The sequence below is a fragment of the Paenarthrobacter sp. TAF1 genome, from assembly GCF_052113825.1.
Taxonomy (GTDB): Bacteria; Actinomycetota; Actinomycetes; order Actinomycetales; family Micrococcaceae; genus Arthrobacter; species Arthrobacter nicotinovorans.
In genome coordinates, this window is record NZ_JBFRDO010000006.1 from 204,959 (window position 1) to 222,485 (window position 17,527).

Consider the following 17,527-nt stretch of genomic DNA (forward strand, 5'->3'; position numbering starts at 1 on the left):
CGCCGGTCTTAGTCGCGCTCGATGGCGGCCACAGCGCTGATCTCAACCAAGGCGCCGGGTACACCCAGCCCGGCGACAAAGGCCGCGGTCACCAAGGGTGGTTCGTCTGAGGCAAGCCTGGACGCAATTGTCCCGTATCCTGCCGCGAGGTCGGCTCCTTCAACGAACAGGACATTCCACTGGATGACATCACCAAGGCTGGCACCTGCCGCTTGCAGGGCGGTTTCAGCATTGTCGAGGGCGTGCGCGGACTGGATGGCCGCGTCCCCTTCGCCAATGAGCCTTCCACTGGCGTCAACGGCGTTCTGCCCACCGATGTAGATGGTGGTCGCGCTCGGCGGAACCACGGCAACGTGGCTGAAGGCCGGGCTTGAGACAAGCCCCTCGGGACGGATGCGCTGTATGGGTGCCATGACTGTATGGTCCCACCAGGATCCGTTCACCAACAGGGGAGTTCGCACTAATCTGCGGCAGGCCGCCGTCGTTGTTGCTTGGTTGCGGATCGGTGCTCTTTGGCCACCCGGTGACGGCGTGCCGAACCGCGGGTGGGCTTGGACGCACGCCGGACCGTCGCGGGAACCAATCCAGCCCTGATGAGCCCGGCCAGCTTGGCGAGCGCGAGCTCACGGTTCCGCAACTGTGATCTGTCCTCGGAAGCGGTAACAGTAACAGCGCCGGCCACGAGACGCTTTGCCAGGCTTTTGAGCAGTAACTGCCGCTGCTCGTCGGTCAAAGTAGCAGAAGCAGCAACATCCCACGTCAGCTCGGCCCGGGTGTCAGTGGTGTTGACGTGCTGGCCGCCCGGCCCTGAAGAACGCGAGAACCGCCAGCTCAGCTCCCACGAAGGAATCGTCAGGGATGGGGAGATTTCCAGGTCCATGGAACAAGCCTTGCACGTCTGCCCGGGGCCGGACTTCCACCCCGCCGAATACCCGATGTTCACTTGCCGCCTCTAGGATCGAGTCATGACCGGGCCCGTGGATTTTCTGGGCCCCATCCTGGAGATGATGACGTGGGTGGGGTTCGTCCCCGGCGTGCCCTTGCTGGTCTGGGCATGGATCATCGCCCGACGCCGGTGCACATGGGTCACTGCCGACGGCGAGCGGTTCGCTGCTGGAGGCTACCTGGGGCTGCAGTGGATGGACCAGGACCAGGAGGAGCGGAAGGTCCTGCTGGACGTTGCGGCCACGGAGGGCGGGGTTGATTCCGGTCCCGTGGTGGTTCACTACGATGCCTGCCATCCTTCACGGTGCTCGCTGGAGCCGCCGCGGTTCGACCATACAGTGTTGATTCTGGGGTGGATCCTCACGGGCATTGGAATTGTCAGCACGCTCGGAGGACTCGTGCTGGTGGCGCTTTAGCGTTCCCCCTTGAACAGCTGTCCGGCGCGGGGCTAGCATTTGCGCGCGGGCTTTCGTTCGCGTGCTTTCGTTGACCGCCGTACCGGGAGGACTGCCATGAGCGATCACACTGCAACCCTGCTGGTGGATCTGATTATCTCCCTGGACGGCTATGCCTCGGCCGAGGGGTGGCCGGGATGGTGGGGCCTTGAGGGTCCGGAATACCTTGCCTGGCTCGATGAAGAGGCCAAGAAGGACGTCACCACTCTCATGGGAGCGAATACCTACCGGCTCATGTCGGGCATGTCCGGGCAGGCCGGCGAGGCGGACTCCGGATTTTCCAAGGAAGAAGGCGACAGCCTGGCGGGCCTGGCGGCCGTGCCCAAGGTCATTTTCTCCTCCACCTTGAAAGAGCCCTTGGCCTGGCCGAATTCCGAACTCGTCTCCGGGGACGCCGTGGAAGCGGTAAGGGAAATGAAGCAGACACGTACCGGCACCTTAAGCACCCTGGGCAGTTTGAGTCTGTGCAGATCCTTGCTGTCAGCCGGGTTGGTGGACAGATACCGTCTGGTGGTCTTCCCGGTGATCACTGGCAAGACCGGCCGCGAGCGGATCTACGACGGCTACCCGGATGTTGCTTTGGACATGGTGGAGAGCCGGACGTTTGATGGCCGGCTTCAAATGTTGGAGTACGTTCCCCGCGTTATCGATACTCCACTCGGCAGAGGTGGTGGAGGCTAACCGACCTGCCGGGCATCCAGTTCGCTGAACAAAGGCCTTAAGGACTCGGCGTAGTGGTCCATGGTCTCCGGGAATGTCATCAGGCGCAGGCCTGAGAGAGCCCCGGCGACCGGACTGGCCGGCGCTTCGAAAGCGCTGTGGCGTCCTGTCGGCGCCTTTGTGCAGAGAACGGGTTCGGCAGTCACTCCGCGTGAAGTCAGAATCGCGATTCCCCATGGGGCGTTGGGCTCGGTAACAGAGATGCCGGCGTTGTCGAAGGTGTCTCGGAGGACATACCGCGTGACTGTCCGCCATGATTGCAGAAACGGGGACTGGAGCTGCTCTATGAGGTCTTCATCGTTGGCGCTGTAGGCCTCCGTGAGGGCTGTCGACAAGGCGTCCCATTCCTCGGCGTCCCGGACCATTAGGTGCGCGGCACGGAGGTGGGCAATGGTTTCATTCAACATCATGGCAGTCCCCAAACTTCCTCGTACGATGTTCGCCCGATGCCGGGCAGGCTTGCGGTCGGCACGCCTCTTATCAACAGAACGGATGGGGCGCCGTCATGATTCCCAAGAAGTCCCCTTCCTTGTTCTCCGTGCCGGCTTTTACACGGCCGCCTAGTAAATAAGGAAACTTACTAATAGGCTGTCCGAGTGGGGAAAGTCCCCGGAGGAAAAGGAAGTGAAGCGGAATATGACTGAAGAGCAGGGCATCAGCAAAGTCACCGGCATCATCAACGATTCCAGGATCGGGATGTTGACCACCATCAATGAAGAAGGCGCATTGGTCAGCCGGCCGCTGGCTGTCCAGGACGTCAAGGACGACGGCGACATGTGGTTCTTCACAGGACTGGGCACCTCCCAGGTTGCCCACATACGCCGGGATTCCCGCGTCAACGTTTCCTTCGGCAAGAATACGGAGTGGGTCTCCGTCGCCGGAACTGCCGAGGTTGTCACGGACCGCGCAAAAATTCATGAGCTCTGGAACCAGGTTGTGGAGGCGTGGTTCCCTGACGGCCCTGACACTCCCGAGGTTTGCCTCCTGCACGTGGATTCAGGTTCCGCTGAATACTGGACCAGCCCCGGTGGTACCGCAGCCACGGTACTCCAGTGGGTCAAGTCTAAAGTAACCAACTCACGCTTCAGCGTGGGCGAAAGTGACACCGTGGAACTGTGAGCCGACATGGTTGACGCGGAACGGTTCCGGCTTGTCCTTGAGCAAGAACGAGAACGCAGGCTATTGCTGCTCTCAGATCTCCGGAGCGACATCACGTCGGTCAATGCCGCCCGCCAGGACTCCAATGTGGACGACGAACATGATCCGGAGGGCAGCACCATAGCCTTCGAGCTGTCGCAGGCGTCCGCCCTCCTTGACCAAAGCAAGGAGGGCCTCCAGCACATCGATGCGGCCCTGGCGAGGATCGCCGCCGGCACCTATGGCCGCTGTGAAGTCTGTGGGGTGGACATCCCGGAAGGCCGGCTTGAAGCCAGGCCATGGACGCCGTTCTGCGTTGACCATGCCTCAGGGCGAAGGTAGCGGTTGGCCCATTCCCGGCGAGACCTGGACAAATTCGATTCCCTGTTGCTGCTTTTTGACGGGCCCGCGCTTGAAGCCCTTGGCGTCGAGGTGGTTTCCAGCCCTGTAGGCCGTCAACGCCTCATCAAAGATCCCGTTGAGTCGGCTCGCCGCGAAGATTTCCCGAGTTCCGTCGGTGAACTCGATGGCCACAGTAACGCTTGATGGGAAGTGCCGCTTCATGCGGATGAAGCCTTGGGCGTCCTGGTGCAGTGAGATCACGTAGTGTCCGCGCTTTCATTGTTCGGGTTGGAATCGGGAGTGCTGGACCGGTCTGCCGCTGCGCCCTGCTTGCGGCTCGCCAGCAGGAACGGCACGGAAAGCAGTTCGATGACTCCGGCCATGGCCAGCGACGCCGGATATCCGTACAGGTCTGCGCCACGGCCCAACAATGGCTGAATGACGACGCCACCGCTGGAGCCCATCAGAGAATCGAAGCTGAGGACAGTTGCCCGCTGTTTGGAAGGGATCATGTCGTTCACGTACGCCTGCCGGACCGGGGTGACGGCAGATCCCACCACGCCCCATAGCGCCAACAGTACCAAGGCGATCCAAAAACTGTGGGTGATCCCTAAGACCAGCAGGATCACGCAGCCACCCGTCCCGCCCAGGATCAGTACAGAAGTGCGTTTGTGGAAAAGGCTCCGGGCGTGAGGTGCCAACCAACCGCCAAGGATTTGCGAGCCGGCCACGATCGCGGCGGCAAGACCGGCGATTGAATAGGCCTGCGGGTCGCCGAAGAGGTCAAGAAGATAGGGCTGCAACGCATAAAAGACATAGATGCCGACGCCGGCACTGAAGGGCGCGGCCAGCATCACGAATCGTACGGGCGGGTTTTTCAGCCCGTTCTCGATCGACGCCGTCAGTACGGCGCGGGTAGCCCGTAGCGGGTGCGTCGAACGCTCCGGTGAGAAGCCGACGTCGTGCATGAGCCCGAAGGCGACGGCGAACATGGCAAGCAGCACCGCGACGCGGAGCAGGAACGGCACCCCAAGGTTGGTGGCCTGGGCGATCACGCCGCCGGCCACGGAACCCAGAAGCATCGCCACGCCCTGGACCATCTGGCCCCGGCCAAGTACGGATTCAAGTCCGCCTTCATAGCCGGAGAAACGAAGGGCATCAACAAGCCATGCCTCAACGGCCCCGGAGAAGAACGTGAATCCCAGGCCCAGGAGGACGGAGACCACAGCCCACATCCAGAAAGCACCCGAGATCTGCCACAGAAGGTAGTACAAGTAGGTGGATGCCGCCAGCGTGACGGTCCCCAGAAGGAACGACGTGCGCCGTCCCCAGCCATCGGCCACTACGCCAGTGGGTATTTCGAAGAGGACCATGCCGGCTGTGAAGAAAGCATTGGCGGCGAAGGCCTCAAGGTTGCTCAGCCCGGCATCAAGCAGGAACAGGGTATTGATGCCCCAGATGAAAGACGCCGCAACCGTATTGCCGAGCGTCAATGTGAGGTAGACGCGCTGGATTTTGCGGGCGTCCTGGTTCAGGGTGTCGCCGGTCCCGCGGGCGCGTGGAGGGGCCACGTGCCTATTCTCGCCCCGTTTGCTTCGCTCCGCCAGATCCGTCTGCAGTCAGCTTTCGGCCGCTGACAGAAGCGGCCCGGATTCCCGTGCGAGGCGGGGATCCGGGCCGAAGCCGTTGGAAAGGTTTGTCAGTGCCAGAGTCCCAAGGCGAACTCGGCGATGACTGTGGAGAGGATGAACGACGCAGTGATGGCGACCAGGCCCACGGGGATGATCTTCCAGCCGATGTTGCGCAGGAGGGGAATGTCCTTACCGAGGGAGAGCCCGGCCAACGTCAGCATCACTGTGGCGATGGACAGGAAGTCCACGGTCTTCACAGCCTCATTCAAGACGCCGGCACCGAAGAACCACGGGCTGGAAATGTAGGCGCCGATGGTGGTGATGAAGACAATGGCAGAGATTTTCCTGGTGACCTTTGCCAGGAACAAGCTGACGAGCACCAGGGCGAGCATGATGCCGTAGCCGGCAATGATTGACAGGCTCAGGCCCTTGGCGGCCACCGATGCGGTACCAATGCCCAGCACTGTCAGGACGGACAGCGAAAGCCACAACGGCAACTTGATGGCAGCCGAGGACTTAGCGACTTCTTCGCGGAAGCGGCGGTTCTCTTCTGCTTGGACCTCGTCCTGCTCGACGTCAGCTGCGGTGCGGGTTTGGGGAGCCACAGCCGTGCCGGCGGCAACCTTCTGCGGTTCCTTGTTGCGCGTGAGCAGTTTGTAGAAGCGGTCGGCCACGGGCAAGGCAATGTAGATGCCAACGTAGACTCCCAGGATGGTGGTGATGAGGTTGGAGACGGCGGCCATGCCCAGGATGGCTTCCTGGTCGCCCGGGTAGGCTGCGATGATGCTCGCCGCCGAGGCCGCCATCATGGAGCCGGAACCAACGCCCGCACCCATGGCCAGGGCCAGGGGATCGAAGATCTTCCAGTTGGCCACCAGCGAGGTCAGCAAGGTGATGAAGATGGCACCGAACAGGGTGCCGAAGACGTACATGGCCAGGACGCCGCGGTACTGATCGGAATCCGGGCCGTACTTCTCCGAGACCATGGCGAAGGAGGGCTCGCGGTCAAGGGAGAACGTTGCGCCCACGGTTGCCTTACCCATGCGAAGCAGCACGGCCAGGGGCAGCGCCAACACGATGGTTCCCAACAAGTGGCCTACTTCCTGCAGCAGCAGTGCGGGGCCGGCCTTGATGAGGCTCGGCAGACTCGGCCCGATGTTGAAGGCGAGCCTGGCCACCAGGAGCAGAACCGCGACGCCGACCAGGGCCGCCGCGACGCGCTGGAGGTCGAGGCCGAGCGGCTTGAACTTCTGGATGGAGACCAACAGGCCGAGGATAAGTCCCCACACCATGGGGAAGATGATGATCGCGCCAATGCCAAGATCAATCTTGGCCTGGCCAATGAACTGGACCGCAAGGGCGATGACAAACGCCAGCGCGGCAATGGGAAGCGTAAGCCGTGTTCCGGCTTTGTCCGTCCGCGCGGTTTCGGTGCTGGTGCTCATGATGTTGCTTCCTGGATCGGGGCTTCACTGCGGTAGGCCGCATTGACGAAGCGTTCTCTCTGCTGGGGATTGGTTGCGGCGCCCGCCACAGTCCAAGCCAGCGCGGTGGCTGCCTCGAACATCACGGCGTATGCCTCGGGTGTGTTCGCAAGAGCTGCAAAGCCGTGCGAGTGGATGGGGACGTTGGCTCCTGGAATGCTCAGCCACGGGTGCAAGGAGGGAATGACTTGGGAGATGTTGCCCATGTCCGTGGAGCCGCCGCCCATTCCTGCCGCCGGGGAAGTGTCCTTGCCGAATGCGTCCATGGCTTCGGTCCAGTGTGCGGCAAGTTCGCCGTCCTGGATCAGCGGCTCATAGAGCGGTTCCGCCGCCGTGATCTCCAGGGTGGTCCCGGTCGCAAGTGCGGCGCCTTCGAAGCAGCGCTTGACCCGTTCGAGCAGTGCCTCGTACTCCGCGAGCGTGAAGGCCCTGCATTCGAACGGAACCACGGCATGGTCCGGAATGATGTTGGTGACGTGTCCGGCTTCCGCCACGTAACAGGCAATACGGTGGTCTCCCGGAATTTGCTGGCGGAGCAAGCCGATCGCCACCTGGCTGAGCACGGCTGCGTCCCCGGCGTTGACGCCCAGATGCGGGGCGGCAGCAGCGTGGGCAGCCTTTCCGGTGAACACGGCTTCGTAACGGCCCACTGCTTGAGCCGTTGTCCCGGCGGGGTTGTACGTGACGCCGTCCTGGACCGGGTGGACCATCAAAGAAAGGCCGACGCCGTCGAAGGCGCCCCGCTCCAGCATCAGCACTTTGCCGCCTCCGTGTTCCTCGGCCGGCGTGCCGATCGCCTTCAACGTGATGCCGAGTTCGTCCACATGGGGGAGCAGGGCCAGTGCCGCAGCTATCGATGCTCCCGCGATGAGGTTGTGTCCACAAGCGTGACCCACTGAGGGCAGGGCATCGTATTCCACGCACAGGGCAACAGTGAGTTCACCGGTTCCCGCGGTGGCGGTGAAGGCTGTTGGAAGCCCGGCCGTTCCTTGGGTGACGTCAAAGCCGCCTTCGGCGAGTAAGGAGGTTATTGACTCTGCGGCCTGGACTTCTTGGAAGGAGATCTCGGGGTTGGCGTGCAGCTCCTGCGAGAGTGCCTGAACCCGGGGTTTCCAGGCATTGACGCCGTCCGCCAAGGCTTGACGCAGCGGAAGTGATAAGGCCGTAGTGGTGATTTCCATGATTCTTCCTGCTAGTAGGACAGGGACGGGAAGGGGGATCCGGCTGCACGGGTGGGAACCCAAACCGCCTTGGTCTGCGTGTACTCGTCCAATACGCCGGGCCCGGAGGATCGGCCGTGGCCGGAATCGCCGAAACCGCCAAAGGGAACGGCAACGTGGATGGTCTTGTACGAGTTGATCCAGAACGTCCCTGCCTTCACCTCACGGGCGATGTGGTGGGCCCGGGAAACGTCCGAGGTCCACACAGCGCCGGCCAGTCCGAAGTTGGTGTTGTTGGCACGGGCGATTGCTTCGGCTTCCGTGTCAAAGGCGTCGGCACCGACTACTGGTCCGAAGACTTCAGTGGTCTCCAGGCGGTTTGCCGGTGTCACGCCATCCAACAGCGTCGGCATGACCCAGTGGCCGCCAGCCAGAGACGACCCGGCCAAGGACTCAGGCAACGTTCCGCCCGTGAGCCTGCGGCCGCCGTCGTTCATTCCCTGTTCAATCAGCGAAGTGACGGTCGCGAACTGGGGCGCGGTGATAATCGGCCCCACCTCGGTGGCGGCGTCCAGTGGATCCCCGACCCGAAGCCGGGCAGCACGTTCGGCCACCATGTCAATAAACCGGGCGTGAACGCTGCGTTCGACCAGTAGGCGCGACCCTGCGACGCAGGATTGCCCGGCGCCGGAGAAGATGGCGGAGATGGCGCCGTCGGCGGCGCGCTCGAGGTCGGCGTCGGCGAAGACGATATTGGCACTCTTGCCGCCAAGCTCCAACAGGGCTGGAATTCCGGCTTCCGCGGCGGCTACGGCAACCCGGCGGCCCGTGGGAACCGAACCGATGAAGCTGACTTTGCCGACCCGGCGATCGGACGTGAGAGTGGCTCCGACGGTCTGCCCGAGTCCCACGGCTACGTTGAACGCGCCGTCGGGAAGGCCGGCTTCGTGGGCCAGCTGTGCGAGCCGCACCGTTGTAGCCGGGGTGAATTCGCTGGGCTTGATGATGACGGCGTTGCCCGCCGCCAGCGGCGCGGCTGAGTTCCAACCGGCCGTGAACAGCGGGGCGTTCCATGGCGTGATGGCGACGACGACGCCCCATGGAACCCGCTCCGTGTAGGTGTGCCACGGGCCGGGCACGGGTATGGTCTGGCCGGTGAGTTTGTCGGCCCAGCCTGCGTAGTAGCCGAACATTTCAGCTACCTTGGACGCTTCAACGCGGGCGTCGCGGATGGGCTTTCCCGTGGTGGCCGATTCGAGGATCGCCAGTTCTTCGGTGTGTGCTTCGACCATCCTGCTGACGTTGCGAAGGATGGCGGCGCGTTCGAAGCCGTTCAGCGATCCCCACGCCGCTGCGCCCCGGACGGAGCTCTGCAGGATGGCATCGGCGCCCTCGGTGCCAGGGTCGGCATAGGTGGCAAAGGCTTCGCCCGTGGCCGCTGACGTCAGGGTGACGGAAGCGCCGGAGCCGGCGACCACTTCGCCGTCGACGAACGCGCCAAGCCCTGAAGGGAAGGCGGAGTCCAGGACGGTCCGGGCTGTTGCGGTGGAGGAAGCCGCGGGGGCTGTGCTGATGCTCAAGGTAATGTCCTTCTGTTGCTGGGGGCGCTATGCGATGTGCGTGGTGCCGGGGGCGCCGGCGGGGGTAACAGCGGGAGCTACGGTCCTGGCGATTTCGGTGAAGTCGGCGGCCGGGCCGAGAGATGCCAGGGCGGCCCGCCACTGATCGGCCGCGGCAGCCAGGAGTTCCGGCTGTTCGCCGACCTGCCGGGCGATGTCGACGGCCAGGGATGCGTCCCGTGCCATCAGGCCGAGGGAGAAGCCGGAGTCGTGGGTGCCGGACAGGATCCAGTTCGGGTACATCGCGGAGGAGACCTTGCTGCCCCCGGAGGCATTGCTTATGCTCGCGGCGGCCACTGCGGGATCGATTCCGTAGGCCTTTGCAACGCCGAGCGCCTCGCCCACTGACACCAGATTGGCGGCGGCCAGGACGTTGTTCAACAGCTTCACGACGTTTCCGCTCCCAGGCCCGCCGATGCGGGCATACTTTCCGCCGGTGAGGGCTTCGAGGACGGGCTGTGCAGCCGCGGCAGCCGTGTCCGTTGCTCCAACGAACGCGCTCAGAGTCCCGGTGGCTGCGCCTTCGCGTCCACCGGAGACCGGCGCGTCCACAAAGCATGCGCCGTGGGATTCCGCCAGCGCTGCCATGGACGTACTCGTGCCCGGCTCGGAGGTAGTGGTGTCAATGATTGCGATGGTCCCGGGTCCCGAGAGGAGCACCGGCACTGTTGCCTCGACAACGTGGGCCGAGGGCAGGGACAGCACAGCATATGGGATGCCGGCTAGATCCCGGAGTTCTGCCGTGGTGGAAATTCCGGTTGCGGCAGCCGCGTTCCGGGCAACGTCCGAGGGGTCGAAGCCCGTGACGTCCCAGCCTGCGCGGTGCAGCGTGGACGCCATCGCACCTCCCATGGATCCGAGGCCGACGACGGCGATGCGGCGGGTGTTGCTCATGAATGCTCCTAGGTGGGGATTGTGGGGGGAAGAAGAATGTGGTGGCCGCAGGGCGGGTCAGTCCAGGTAGATGTCCAGGTCTTTCCAGAGTTGCTGGGTGCGCCGGATGGCTGATCGACTCCGTTCGGGGTGCGCCGCTTCCATGCCGGCCAAAAGGCCGTAGACCATGGAATTGGCCGCCGTCACGGACTGAAAGAAGGAGATCCCCTCGGAGGCAACGATCAGCAGGTGGTCAGCCGCGGCGGCCAAGCGCCCGCGGCGCCTATCGCTGATGGCGACGACGGTGGCTCCGGACTGTTTGGCGGCTTCGGCAGTGACGATGATCTGCTGGACCGACCGCCACATATTGACCACCACCAGCACGTCGCCGGGGCCGAGGCTGTTGGCTGCGGAAGCGAGGTGCACGCCGCCACGGTTTTCCAAGGTGATGGGGTACCCCATGGTGGAACCGAGGTGCGCCATGACACTTGCCGGTCCGGCGAAAGAGCCGATGCCGATGGTGGTGATGGACTTTGCCGAGGCCAGGGCGGCGATGGCGGCTTCCACGTCCTCGGAAGTGTTCGAGTCGAGGGTGAGCCGCAGGTTTTCGATGTCGTGGTTCAGTGCGTCGTGGAGGGGGCTATGGTGTTCACCGTGCTCGAGGAGGGTGTCCTCGGTGGAGATCATCACCAGGTACCGGGAGCGAAGTTCGCGTTGGAGGTCAGGCCAGCCCCGGTAGCCCAGACGCTGGGCGGTGCGTACAACTGTGGAGTTGTTGACGTCTGAGCGCTGCGCAATTTCGGCGATGTCAGCGTAGGAGGACAACTGCGGATTGCGTGCAATGACCTCCACCACCCGTGCCTGGGACTTGGATAATGCGACGTCGGGAAGCGCGTCTCCCAGCCAGGCGTGGTCCACAGGCTCCCGCGCCGCAGTGCTGGTACCCGACTCGTCTGGCTTGCTTGTCACTACTCAAACTCCTTGTAACGCAGATCACTTGGCAATCTCGATTGCAATTAACATACTCTGCAATTTCGTTTGCAGCTAGTGGTTTGCGTTACAGGCATGTAAAAGTTCCACCCGAGGGCATGGGCGGGCGTTAAACGACAAGTGCCAGGGACCCTGCGGGGGTCCCTGGCACTTATCGTCACCCTAGGCCGGGTTGCTCACCAGCCCTGCATCCGCCTTCGCAATCCCGGGGCGCCGCGCAGAAAGGAGCGGAGCGAAGAACGCCGCGAGTTCCGCCGTCGCCGTCAACGGCAGGAGGTTGGCGACGTACTGGTCCGGGCGGACGACGACCACGACGCCGTCACGGCTGAGGCCACGCAGCTCAAAGATGTCGTTGGCGGGATCGGTGCCGAACACTTTTTCGAGGTAAGTCAGTTTGAACGGTCCCACGGTCGGCTTGAATGCCGCGGGGACCGCGTTGATATCCACGTTGGTGTGGTCCTGCTGGTAGATCACTTTGACATCGAACCAAGCGTCCCGGTCAAGGTTCGACGGCGTCGCAGCCAGCGGCGAGTCCGGCGCGTTCGCGATCCACTCGGCAAAGTCGGCAACCGGGCCTTCGGCGCCTGCTTGGGCGGCATCGGCAAAGACGTAGATCCGCCAGCGGCCGTCCGCCTTTGCGTGGTGGCCCAGCTGCATGGGGTTGGTATCGCAGACCCGCTGGACAGGGGCGGACTTAAAGCGTTTGCCTACCGGGAAGCCGGTTGCGAGTTCCTGGTGCCGCGGCTCCGATACGACCAGGGAGGGCGCGTATTGGGTCATGAAACCTGCAGGGAATTCGGCGGTGCTGGTGTAGAAGTTCTCCAGCTCCGTGGGGTCTTCAAACTCTTCGGGCTTCTTAGCCATGAGGGTGGACCATTGCTTGTCGAAGTCGATAAGGTTCTTCGCGACCACCTGGCGCTCCGCGGAATACGTGTCCAGCAGGCTTTCGGGGCTGCGGCCTTCAAGGACGTGACCGAGCTTCCAGCCGATGTTGAAGCCGTCCTGCATGGAGACGTTCATTCCCTGGCCGGCCTTGGCGCTGTGGGTGTGACAGGCGTCGCCGGTTATGAACACCCGTGGGGTACGCGTTCCGCGCTCCTCCGGCAGGACGTCGTCGAACCTGTCTGTCAGGCGGTGGCCGACCTCGTAAACGCTGTGCCACGCGACGTTGCGGACATCCAAGGTGTACGGGTGGAGGATGTCGTTGGCCTTCTGGATGATCTGTTCGATGGTGGTCTTCCGCACCGCCCCGTGGTCATCCGCTGCGACCTCGCCGAGGTCCACGTACATGCGGAACAGGTGCCCGCCCTCACGGGGAATCAGCAGGATACTGCCGCCGTTGCCGGACTGGATAGCGCATTTCGTCCGAATGTCCGGAAAATCGGTGACCGCCAAGACGTCCATGACGCCCCAGGCATGGTTCGCTTGATCACCGGCCAGATGGCAGCCAATCGATTCGCGGACCTTGCTGCGGGCGCCGTCGGCACCAACTACGTACTTGGCGCGGATAACCCGCTCCTGGCCCTCCTCGGCACCGGCGGTGTGGCCGAGGGTCACCTCAACCGGGTAGTCCCCGTCGCCGGTGACCTTCAGGCTGCGGAACTCGTAGCCAAAGTCAGGGACCATGCGCGTGGGGGAGTTCGCCATGAACTCCGCAAAATAGTCCAGGACACGGGCCTGGTTGACGATCAAGTGCGGGAACTCGCTGATCCCGGCGGGATCATCCACCGCCCTGGCTGCCCTGACGATGCGCGAGTGATCGGCCGGGTCCGGCTTCCAAAAGGCCATCTCGGTGATGCGGTATGCCTCGGCTGTGATCCGCTCTGCGAACCCGAAGGCCTGGAAGGTCTCAACACTCCGGGCCTGGATGCCGTCGGCCTGGCCAATGGCGAGCCTGCCGGGGCGGCGTTCGATGATGCGCGTAGTGACTCCGGGGAACTGGGCCAACTGGGCCGCCGTCAACATCCCGGCGGGACCGGTGCCCACGATGAGGACATCGACTTCATCCGGAAGTGCCGACGGCCGGTTGATTCCGACGCCGGCGGCCGGCTCGACCCGCGGGTCACCTGATACATAACCGTGGTGGTGGAACTGCACGGGCTTTCCTCACTTCTTTGTGGGCTGGTGGAATGACTTGGTGTTCGATAATGGAACATGCTGTTCTATTATCGCTCGTTATATCGTAATGCGGGTCACAGTGCTCTTCAAGTCATCTGACGGACAGCGCTGGAAGGAGACGGGTTCCTGTGGTTTTTGCCCGGGGCATGTCAGGATCAGGTATGCCTCGACTGATGCTCCTGGACACAGCCTCCCTGTACTTCCGCGCGTTTTACGGTGTGCCTGATTCCATCCGGCGTTCGGACGGAACTCCGGTCAACGCCGTGCGCGGCCTGATGGACATGATCGCCCGCCTCGTTACGGACTACGAGGCCACACACGTGGTGGCCTGTTGGGACAACGACTGGCGTCCGCAATGGCGTGTTGACCTGATTCCCAGCTACAAGTCCCACCGTGTCGCGGAAATCGTTCCGAACGGTCCCGACGTCGAGGTCGTCCCGGATCCGCTCGAAGCGCAGATCCCTATGATCCGCAAAGTACTGGAGCTCGCCGGGATAGCCGTGGTGGGCGCCGATGAGCATGAGGCTGATGACGTGGTGGGTACCTACGCCAGCCAGTCAGCGTTCCCCACTGACGTCGTGACCGGCGATCGCGACCTCTTCCAACTCGTCGATGACCAGCGCGGTGTACGGGTAATCTACACAGCCCGCGGGATGAAGAACCTGGAATTGGTCACCGAGGTAGTAGTTGTCGGCAAATACAAGGTTCTGCCGCAGCAGTACGCAGACTTTGCCACCCTCCGCGGCGACGCTTCCGACGGGCTTCCCGGAGTGGCCGGCATCGGCGAAAAGACCGCAGCTGGTTTGCTCGGCGAGCACGGCACCCTGAAGGGGCTGCTGGAGGCGGCAGAGGATCCCGACGGCGGTTTGTCGGCTTCCGTCCGCGCCAAACTGTCAGGTGCCGCGGACTACCTCAAGGTTGCGCCCGCCGTCGTCAATGTTGTCCGCGACCTGCAGCTGCCGTCCTTGGAGGAAGCGGGCGCGGAACTTTCACCTGTAGCGGGCGCTGCCCGCTCGGAGCTGGAGCAGCTGGCCAACGACTGGAACCTGGGTGGCTCCGTCAAAAGACTCCTCGATGCGCTGGACCGGGTCCACTGACGTTACCGCCCGATAACCGAACGAACATGCATTCACAGCTTCGTCATAGGTACAGGACAGGATGGTCTGGGGTTGGCCCCTCATCGTGTTAAGAGGACGGCACATTGGACCGTCCCTCAGACAACACCCGTAGCAAGGGATTGAGGAGAGGCATATGTCGAAAACCAAGAGAATAACCCTGGGGGTCGCAGCCGGAGCGCTTGCGTTGGGTGCCGGATTGGGTGTGACCAGCATCGCCACAGCAGCGACCACGCCGACGCCGAGTGCTACATCTTCCGCTGATGCGACCACTCCATCGGACCAGGGTGGAAGGCCCGGCGGGCATGGACACGGACGGGACGGCGGCAAGATTGCGTCCGAACTGGCAACCAAGCTGGGTGTGGACGAGACTAAAGTCTCCGACGCGCTGAAGGCCTTCCGCGAAGCGAACAAGCCCACCACCCCGCCTGCCGAGGGAACAGAGGGCACTAAGCCGGATCCCTCGGCCCGCGATGCCGCATTGGCGAAGTCCCTCGCTTCGGCGCTCGGCGTTGACGAAGCCAAGGTCACCACGGCGTTGGAAGAGATCCGTTCTGAGGGGCAGGCCCAGCGTGCTGCCGCACTGAAAACCCGGCTCGACAAGGCCGTGACGGACGGAAAGCTGACGCAGGCAGAAGCCGACGCCGTAACCAAGGCCGTTGAGGCAGGCGTTATCGGAGGTGGCGGGCGCTAGTACGCCGTGACAAGCCCTTTTGTGGCACTAAAAGGGTCCCCTGGAGTTATCCGGGGGATCCTTTTTTCGTGCCGCTGGAAGTTTTTTTAGAACCCTTGTCGATTTGACCTCGCACCGTTCGACCTATGGGTGAGAAGGTCGAAGGGCGACCTTCCACAACATAGGAGATTGAGCCAAATGGCAAAGTACATGTTGATCATGCGGGCAGACGACGATTCCTACGCCAAGTTCGAGAACATCGACTTCAACGACATCCTCGAAGCCATGGGTAAATTCAATGACGAACTGATCCGGGCGGGAGTATTGCTGGCCGCCGAAGGTCTGGAGGATCCGAAGGAGACCGTAGTGGTTGATTTCACCGGCGAAACGCCCGTAGTCACTGATGGTCCTTACGGTGAAACAAAGGAGCTCTTCGGTGGCTTCTACATCCTTGATGTCGCATCCAAACAGGAAGCCGTCGAATGGGCCAAGAGGGCGCCCATGACAGCAGGCACCAAAACCGAAATCCGGCGCGTAACCAGCATCGACGAGTTCCCCCAGGACAACGAATGGATTCAAAAGGAACGTGCATGGCGCGAGCAGACCGGCCAACTCTGAAACTCCGACCGGTTTTTCCCTGGAAGCGGCATCGCGCGTGAGCAGCAACGAGGCAAGGGCCGCCGTCGAGGCAGTGTGGCGGAGCGAATCTGCCCGCATCGTCGGCGCCCTTGCCCGCTATACGGGCGATTTCCCGCTGGCCGAGGACCTTGCCCAGGAAGCCCTCGCAGAAGCGATCGTGTCGTGGTCCGTCAAGGGTATTCCGTTGGAACCTGCGGGCTGGCTGCTGACTGCCGGACGACGCCGGGCCATTGACACCTTCCGCCGACGTTCCGCTCAGGACGAAAAGTACGCGCTGTTGGCCCGCGAGCTGACTGAAGAGGCGGCAGGAGCGGACGCGCTGTTCACCACGGATGCGATAGATGACGACGTCCTGGCCTTGATGTTCATCTCCTGCCACCCGGTCCTCTCGAAGGAAGCGCGAATCGCCCTGACACTGAGGGTGGTTGGTGGCATGGGGTCCGATGAAATCGCCAAGGCGTTCCTGGTTCCGCTACCTACCGTCCAGGCCCGCATCACCCGCGCCAAGAAGACCCTCGCGGCCGCCCATATACCGTTTGCCGTGCCGGAGCGCGACGAGATCCCCGAACGGCTTGGATCCGTGCTTCACGTCATCTACCTCATCTTCACTGAGGGGTCCTTCGCTTCTGCGGGGGACTCGTGGATGCGGACGGAACTCGCTGGCGAAGCACAGCGGCTGGCCCGGGTGCTTGTCCGGCTGGCGCCTGAACCCGAAGTATTCGGGCTACTCGCGCTGATGGAACTAACGGCCGCCCGATTCCCGGCGAGGATCGACGCGGCCGGGAACCCGGTACTCCTTGCCGACCAGGATCGACGGCGCTGGGACCAGTCAGCGATACGACGCGGCAGGGCGGCACTCGCGACTGCGGTGAGCACTGGACGGCGTCTTGGTACGTACGGGTTGCAGGCATCGATCGCCGAATGCCATGCCATCGCCCGCACTGCGGACGAGACAGATTGGCGACGCATTGTCGTCCTGTATGAAGCGCTGGGGCGGCTCACCGGGTCGCCTGTCGTTGAACTCAATCGCGCGGTGGCCGTGGCCATGGCCGCAGGGCCGGCTGCCGGCCTGAAGCTCGTGGATTCGCTCGCAGCCAGGGGCGAGTTGGAAGGATCTCACCTTCTGCCAACAGTGAAGGGAGAGTTGCTGGCACGGCTTGGGTGCTACGCAGACGCTAAAGAATCACTGAAACTGGCCCTCGACCGCTGCACGAACGCAGCCGAACGGACTGCCCTGGAGCGAAAGATCGCGCAACTCGGTAAGAGCTGACCGAAGTCACGGGATTGATGAATCATTCCGTGTTGCCGGCCGACGCAGTCCCGGATTCTCAGGAGAATGAAATTCCAGCCGGGTCTAGAGGCAGGCACGTCCCAGCCAGGTCTAATGCACGGCATAGTCACGTCGTGTGATGGGCCGCATGCTGGTTTTCCCGCCCGTGCTTATGTTTTGGGTGGTGTGTGGTGGTGGTTGCGTCGTGGTGTTTGGTGGGGGTCGATGTGGGGTGGGGGGATGAACCAGGGGACGCCGTTTTGGATGGTGATGCGCCAGTGTTCTTTGTGGATGAGGTGGTGGTGGTGGGAGCAGAGCAGGGTGGCGTTGTTTGTTCCTGTGGTGCCGCCTTGTGA

19 protein-coding genes and 1 pseudogene are annotated in these 17,527 nt (G+C 63.0%); 8 read left to right on the top strand and 12 right to left on the bottom strand.

Annotation, left to right across the window (positions count from 1 at the left end; genetic code table 11):
• Positions 1–8 precede the first annotated feature (8 nt).
• Positions 9–413: a RidA family protein gene (locus AB4Y81_RS11505; RefSeq protein WP_441995907.1), complete on the bottom strand. Its 405-nt coding sequence runs from the start codon at positions 411–413 to the stop codon at positions 9–11.
• Between the two features lie 47 nt (positions 414–460).
• Positions 461–880 carry an alternative ribosome rescue aminoacyl-tRNA hydrolase ArfB gene (gene arfB / locus AB4Y81_RS11510; RefSeq protein WP_039241121.1) on the bottom strand — a complete coding sequence of 140 codons (420 nt, stop codon included), beginning with the start codon at positions 878–880 and terminating at the stop codon, positions 461–463.
• Between the two features lie 85 nt (positions 881–965).
• On the opposite strand from arfB, the gene AB4Y81_RS11515 reads away from it, so the two are divergent.
• Together AB4Y81_RS11515 and AB4Y81_RS11520 are read left to right on the top strand one after the other, a co-directional pair.
• Positions 966–1,361, top strand: a complete 396-nt coding sequence (locus tag AB4Y81_RS11515; protein WP_039241123.1) for a hypothetical protein — start codon at positions 966–968, stop codon at positions 1,359–1,361.
• A 96-nt stretch (positions 1,362–1,457) separates the two neighbouring features.
• Positions 1,458–2,081, top strand: a complete 624-nt coding sequence (locus tag AB4Y81_RS11520; RefSeq protein WP_422758608.1) for a dihydrofolate reductase family protein — start codon at positions 1,458–1,460, stop codon at positions 2,079–2,081.
• On the opposite strand, the gene AB4Y81_RS11525 is transcribed toward AB4Y81_RS11520, so the two are convergent.
• Positions 2,078–2,530, bottom strand: coding sequence for a hypothetical protein (locus AB4Y81_RS11525; protein WP_441995910.1), 453 nt, complete (start codon positions 2,528–2,530; stop codon positions 2,078–2,080). The two genes, AB4Y81_RS11520 and AB4Y81_RS11525, sit on opposite strands and share 4 nt — an antisense overlap.
• 226 nt (positions 2,531–2,756) lie before the next feature.
• Here AB4Y81_RS11525 and AB4Y81_RS11530 point away from each other — a divergent pair, with 226 nt between their 5' ends.
• Positions 2,757–3,239, top strand: coding sequence for a pyridoxamine 5'-phosphate oxidase family protein (locus AB4Y81_RS11530; RefSeq protein WP_441995911.1), 483 nt, complete (start codon positions 2,757–2,759; stop codon positions 3,237–3,239).
• A gap of 6 nt (positions 3,240–3,245) precedes the next feature.
• Entirely contained in the window at positions 3,246–3,599 is a 354-nt protein-coding gene (locus AB4Y81_RS11535; protein ID WP_081623390.1) for a TraR/DksA family transcriptional regulator, read from the top strand.
• Here the strand turns inward: AB4Y81_RS11535 and AB4Y81_RS11540 are convergent.
• The 8 genes from AB4Y81_RS11540 to AB4Y81_RS11575 form a co-directional block, all read right to left on the bottom strand.
• Positions 3,585–3,860, bottom strand: coding sequence for a hypothetical protein (locus tag AB4Y81_RS11540; RefSeq protein WP_039241135.1), 276 nt, complete (start codon positions 3,858–3,860; stop codon positions 3,585–3,587). The genes AB4Y81_RS11535 and AB4Y81_RS11540 overlap by 15 nt on opposite strands.
• A complete protein-coding gene (locus AB4Y81_RS11545; RefSeq protein ID WP_039241137.1) occupies positions 3,857–5,170 on the bottom strand; it encodes an MFS transporter in 1,314 nt (437 codons plus the stop codon). The genes AB4Y81_RS11540 and AB4Y81_RS11545 overlap by 4 nt, the downstream gene beginning before the upstream one ends.
• Before the next feature lie 128 nt (positions 5,171–5,298).
• Positions 5,299–6,675, bottom strand: coding sequence for a DUF3100 domain-containing protein (locus AB4Y81_RS11550; RefSeq protein WP_441995914.1), 1,377 nt, complete (start codon positions 6,673–6,675; stop codon positions 5,299–5,301).
• The gene (locus tag AB4Y81_RS11555) at positions 6,672–7,895 is read right to left on the bottom strand and encodes an amidohydrolase (protein ID WP_441995916.1); all 1,224 of its coding nucleotides are present in this window, start codon (positions 7,893–7,895) and stop codon (positions 6,672–6,674) included. The genes AB4Y81_RS11550 and AB4Y81_RS11555 overlap by 4 nt, the downstream gene beginning before the upstream one ends.
• 11 nt (positions 7,896–7,906) lie before the next feature.
• Positions 7,907–9,454 (bottom strand): aldehyde dehydrogenase family protein, encoded by a 1,548-nt coding sequence (locus AB4Y81_RS11560; RefSeq protein ID WP_441995918.1) that lies wholly within the window; start codon positions 9,452–9,454, stop codon positions 7,907–7,909.
• Positions 9,455–9,481: 27 nt separating this feature from the next.
• A complete protein-coding gene (locus AB4Y81_RS11565) occupies positions 9,482–10,387 on the bottom strand; it encodes an NAD(P)-dependent oxidoreductase (RefSeq protein ID WP_441995920.1) in 906 nt (301 codons plus the stop codon).
• 57 nt (positions 10,388–10,444) lie between these two features.
• Complete coding sequence (locus AB4Y81_RS11570; protein ID WP_441995921.1) at positions 10,445–11,335, bottom strand: MurR/RpiR family transcriptional regulator; 891 nt, start codon at positions 11,333–11,335, stop codon at positions 10,445–10,447.
• 183 nt (positions 11,336–11,518) lie between these two features.
• The gene (locus tag AB4Y81_RS11575) at positions 11,519–13,453 is read right to left on the bottom strand and encodes an FAD-binding monooxygenase (protein WP_441995923.1); all 1,935 of its coding nucleotides are present in this window, start codon (positions 13,451–13,453) and stop codon (positions 11,519–11,521) included.
• Between the two features lie 167 nt (positions 13,454–13,620).
• On the opposite strand from AB4Y81_RS11575, the gene AB4Y81_RS11580 reads away from it, so the two are divergent.
• The 4 genes from AB4Y81_RS11580 (at position 13,621) to AB4Y81_RS11595 (ending at position 17,171) form a co-directional block, all read left to right on the top strand.
• Entirely contained in the window at positions 13,621–14,571 is a 951-nt protein-coding gene (locus tag AB4Y81_RS11580; protein ID WP_441995930.1) for a 5'-3' exonuclease, read from the top strand.
• 154 nt (positions 14,572–14,725) lie between these two features.
• A complete protein-coding gene (locus AB4Y81_RS11585) occupies positions 14,726–15,283 on the top strand; it encodes a Clp protease N-terminal domain-containing protein (RefSeq protein WP_018779634.1) in 558 nt (185 codons plus the stop codon).
• A gap of 177 nt (positions 15,284–15,460) precedes the next feature.
• Positions 15,461–15,880, top strand: a complete 420-nt coding sequence (locus AB4Y81_RS11590; RefSeq protein WP_018779633.1) for a YciI family protein — start codon at positions 15,461–15,463, stop codon at positions 15,878–15,880.
• A gap of 37 nt (positions 15,881–15,917) precedes the next feature.
• Complete coding sequence (locus tag AB4Y81_RS11595; protein ID WP_441995924.1) at positions 15,918–17,171, top strand: RNA polymerase sigma factor; 1,254 nt, start codon at positions 15,918–15,920, stop codon at positions 17,169–17,171.
• 170 nt (positions 17,172–17,341) lie between these two features.
• On the opposite strand, the pseudogene AB4Y81_RS11600 reads toward AB4Y81_RS11595, so the two are convergent.
• Positions 17,342–17,527: pseudogene (locus AB4Y81_RS11600) on the bottom strand (DUF222 domain-containing protein); the annotation flags it as partial.